Annotated in this window: 3 protein-coding genes; 2 read left to right on the top strand and 1 reads right to left on the bottom strand. The window is 71.6% G+C overall.

Annotation, left to right across the window (positions count from 1 at the left end):
• The coding region (locus tag J0670_RS31140; RefSeq protein ID WP_307806780.1) for an FtsW/RodA/SpoVE family cell cycle protein at positions 1 to 1,435 on the bottom strand (1,435 nt) is incomplete at its 3' end.
• Positions 1,436 to 1,727: 292 nt separating this feature from the next.
• Here J0670_RS31140 and J0670_RS31145 point away from each other — a divergent pair.
• The gene (locus tag J0670_RS31145) at positions 1,728 to 2,762 is read left to right on the top strand and encodes a cytochrome c oxidase assembly protein (RefSeq protein WP_207815198.1); all 1,035 of its coding nucleotides are present in this window, start codon (positions 1,728 to 1,730) and stop codon (positions 2,760 to 2,762) included.
• A gap of 470 nt (positions 2,763 to 3,232) precedes the next feature.
• Complete coding sequence (rsgA, locus tag J0670_RS31150; protein WP_243437785.1) at positions 3,233 to 4,312, top strand: ribosome small subunit-dependent GTPase A; 1,080 nt, start codon at positions 3,233 to 3,235, stop codon at positions 4,310 to 4,312.
• Positions 4,313 to 4,445 lie beyond the last annotated feature (133 nt).

Genomic DNA, 4,445 nt, shown 5'->3' on the forward strand with positions numbered 1-4,445 from the left:
CTGCGGTCGAACGCTGCAGCGGTCGGCCCTGGGCCGGCAGCGGCTCGGGGCTCGGCTGGGCCGGATCCAGGGCGGTGCGCCCGGAGGAGTCGCTCAGCTTGATCAGCAGTGCGACCATCAGCCAGTTCGCCAGCAGCGAGGAGCCGCCGGCGGCCAGGAACGGCAGGGCCTTGCCGGTCAGCGGGACCAGCCCGCTCACCCCGCCGACGACCACGAACACCTGGAGCGCGAGCGCCGCCGACAGCCCGGTGGCCAGCAGCTTGCCGAACGGGTCGGTCAGGCCGATCGCGGTGCGCAGGCCGCGCTGGATCAGCAGCACGTAGACCAGCAGGATCGCGGTCACCCCGGCCAGGCCCAGCTCCTCGCCGATCGTGGTGAAGATGAAGTCGCTGCGGCCGGCGAAGCCGATCAGCCAAGGCCTGCCCGAGCCCAGGCCCGTTCCGGTCATGTGCCCGGTGCCCAGGCTGAACAGGGCCTCGGCGGGCTGCTCGGAGATCGAGCTGTCGCTCACGGGCGGGTAGTAGTTGAGCGGGTGCAGCCAGGCCTCGACGCGCCCGTGCACGTGCGGCTCCACGGTGCCGACCACCGTCGCGCCGCCGACCGCCATCAGCAGGCCGAGCACCACCCAGCTGGTGCGCTCGGTCGCCACGTACAGCATCACGATGAAGACGCCGAAGAAGATCAGCGAGGTGCCCAGGTCGCGCTCGAAGATCAGCACCATCAGGCTGACCGCCCAGATCGCCAGCACCGGCCCGGCGTGCCGCCCGCGCGGCAGGGTCATCCCCCAGACCTTCCGCCCGGCCAGCGCCAGGGCGTCCCGGGAGGCCATCAGATAGCCCGCGAAGAAGATCGTGATCGCGACCTTCACGAACTCGTCCGGCTCGAAGGACGGCAGTCCGGGGAGCTTGATCCAGCGCTTGGCGCCGAAACTGTCGGTCGGGGAGAAGATCGGCGCGGTCAGCAGGATCAGCGCGCCCGCCATCAGCACGTAGACGTACCGCTGGAAGAAGCGGTGGTGCTTGACGAAGACGATCAGTGCGAGCGCCGCCGCCACCGCGATGAACGTCCACATCAGCTGGGAGGGCGCGGCCGGGAGCTTCTGGTAGTCGCCCTTGGCGGCGTGCGCGGCCTTGTAGCTGATGTCCAGCCGGTCCAGCAGCATCAGCCCGAAGCCCGTCAGGAAGACGCCCAAGGGCAGGATCAGCGGGTCCGCGTACGGCGCGAACCGGCGCACCACCAGGTGCGCCACGCCCGCCAGGGCTCCGAGGGACAGTCCGTGCACCAGCAGCCCGGGCGGCATCTTGCCGGTCAGCGCCAGATCGGCGTCGATGTGTCCCGCCAGACAGACGGCCACCGCGAGCGCCAGTAGGCCCAGCTCGATGTTGCGGTGGCGCGCGGCCAGCCGGCGGCCATCGGCGCGTGCAGTGCTTTGCACCTCTTGTCGTCCCCTTGCTGTTCACCCACGTGGCCGGTATCGCCGACGGTGCATCCTGCCAGACGCACGTGACCTCGCGCCCGGTTGCCTCTCCACGCCCGGCAAGGGCATAACTTTGCCTCGGCAAAGCTTTGTTGGGCTTTGGTAAAGCTTTCCTCTGGTCGGGGTATAGAGGCGGGCCCCGCGCGCGGCGGACCCCGTCCGGGGCGCCATCATGGCCGGGCGCCGCGGCCCCTGCCCGGCGCCGGCCGGACGGCGGCCGGGCGGCGGTGCGGATGAGGTGAGCGGACGGATGAACGGCGCGGTGGACGGCCTGGGCCTGGGCCCGGGTCTGGCCGACGGCGCGGCCCGGGTGCTCGCCTACAGCGGGCCGCCCGCGTGGCAGTGGTCCGACCTGGCCACCTCCTGGACCGTCGAACCGCTGGTGCTCGCCCTCTCGGTGCTGCTCGGCGGCTGGTACCTGGCCGCGGTGCGCACTGTCCGCCGCGGTGGCGAGCGCTGGCAGCCCACTCGCACCGCCGCCTTCCTCGGCGGGCTCTTGCTGTGGATCTGGTGCACCTGCTCCGGCCTCGGCGTGTACGAGCGGATCCTCTTCACCGACCGGGCCGTGCAGGTCGTGCTGCTGCTCATGGTCGTGCCGCTGCTGCTCGCGCTGGGCGCGCCGGTCTCGCTGCTGGTCGAGTCCTCGCCGGAGCGCCGGCGGGAGCGGATCCTGAGGGCGCTGCGCAGCCGGCCGTCCAAGGTGCTGATGTTCCCGGCCGTCTCGACCGCGCTGCTGATGGCGCCGCCGTGGCTCCTCTACTTCACGCCCTGGTACGAGTGGTCGCTCTCCAGCGGGGTCGGGAACGTGGTGCTGCACCTGGCCCTGGTGCTGCTCGGCCTCGCCTACTTCTGGCCGCGGCTGCAGCTCGACCCGGTCGGGCACGAGTACCCGCACCTGGTCGGGCTGTTCATCACCTTCGCCGAGGTGATCTTCGACGCGGGCCTGGGGATCGTGCTGATCTACGGCGGCCACCTCGTCGCCGAGCACTACTACGTGGCGCTCGGGCGGCCCTGGGGGCCGAGCCTGGCGCAGGACCAGACGTGGGGCGGCAACGCGTTCTGGGTCCTGGGGGACCTGGTCGGGCTGCCGTTCCTGGCGGCGCTGGTGCGGCGGATGGTGGTGCAGGGGCGGGAGGAGATCAAGGCCGTGGACGCCGAGCTGGACGCCCGCTTCGAGGAGGCGGCCGCGCAGGCGCGCGCGGCGGGGCTGCCGGCGGAGGAGGAGAGCGGCATGCGGCCCTGGTGGCTGGACGACCCGAACCTCAAGCACCGGTACGGCGGGTAGCCGCTTCCTCTGGTTCTTCCGGCTCTTCCGGTTGTGGCGGTTCTGCCGGTTCTTCAGGTCGTGCCGGCTTTAGGGCGGACCTTGGCCCCTTGCCGGACGTGTCGCCCGGCCCTCCGTCCGCCGTTCCCCCCTCCGTCCGCCGTTCCTCCCTTCCCGTCCTCCCCTCCTGCGGCGCATTTCCGCAGGTCAAAAATCAGTTGGCGCCATCACCCCGCTCCACTAGCGTGTGACGCGTCCGGTTCGGGGGCCATTGGGCCGCCCGAGGAGAAGAGAGCAGGAGGTGAACCCCGTGGTCGTTGTCGCCCCGATAGCTGCCCTGGGCAGCACTCGCGTTCACCTCCTCTTCCCGGCCGCCGGCTGAGCCTTCCGCGCCAGCCGTAGCCCGCCGGGACCACTCCTCCCGAAGGGCCACTGCGTTGTTCAACGCTGCCTCCGTTTCTCTTCCCTCTTCGTCTTCCCCCTCTGCGTCGTTGTCGTGGTCCGCTTCGCTGGCCGACTACGGCTGGACGCCCGAGCTCGAACAGCTCTTCACCCCGCTCGCCGAGGCCGGGCTGCTCCCGGCCCGGATCGTCCGGGTCGACCGCGGCCAGTGCGACGCCGTCATGGCGGACCCGGAGACGGGCGAGCTGCGCACCGTCCGGCTCGACACCCGGCCGGTGGGCGACGCCGACATGATCAACTGCCCGTGCACGGGCGACTGGGCGGCCGTCGACCTGAACGCCCAGCCGATGGCCGCCGTCTCCGCGCTGCTGCCGCGCTCCACCGCGATCATCCGCAAGGTGGCAGGCAAGCGTTCCGACGGCCAGGTGCTGGCCGCCAACGTCGACACCGTCCTGATCGCCGCCTCGCTCGCGGCCGATCCCGACCTCGGGCGGATCGAACGCTTCCTCGCCCTGGCCTGGGAGTCCGGGGCCGAGCCGCTGGTCGTCCTCACCAAGGCCGACCTGGTCGACGACGCCGAGTTCATCCGGGCCGACGTCGAAGGGGTCGCGCCCGGCGTCACGGTGCTCGTGGTCAGCGCCGAGACGGGCGAGGGCATCGATGTGCTCCGCGCCTGCACGCCGGGCACCACTGCGCTGATCGGCCAGTCCGGCGTGGGGAAGTCCACTCTGACCAACGCACTCGCCGGTGCCCAGGTGATGACCGTCCAGGAGGCCCGCGAGGTCGACCAGAAGGGCCGCCACACCACGACCACCCGCGAACTGATCCCGCTGCCCGGCGGGGGCGTGCTGATCGACACCCCGGGACTGCGCGAGGTCGGCCTCTACGGTGGCGAGGGGGTGGACCTGGCCTTCGCCGACATAGCCGAGCTCGCCGAGGAGTGCCGCTTCCACGACTGCAACCACAACTCCGAGCCCGGCTGCGCGGTGCGAGCGGCACTGGCCGACGGCACGCTGCCACAGCGCCGGATGGACAGCTATCTCAAGCTCCAGCGCGAGAACGAATGGATCGCCTCCCGCTCGGATGCCCGGCTGGCCTCGGCGCGGCTGAAGAAGTGGAAGACGGTCACCAAGTCGATGCGTGCCGCGGGAGGTCCCGTGAAGCGCTGACACGGTAAGGCGACGACCTGGTGGAGAGCGGCCCTCGGCGGCCGCCGGCCGCCCTCCACCGGGCACACCGGGAGTCGACGCTCCACACAGGGGGGCGGCGACGCCCCATCGGGCAGGCCCGTCACAGGCCTGC

It is taken from the genome of Streptomyces sp. FH025, assembly GCF_017427025.1.
Taxonomy (GTDB): domain Bacteria; phylum Actinomycetota; class Actinomycetes; order Streptomycetales; family Streptomycetaceae; genus Kitasatospora.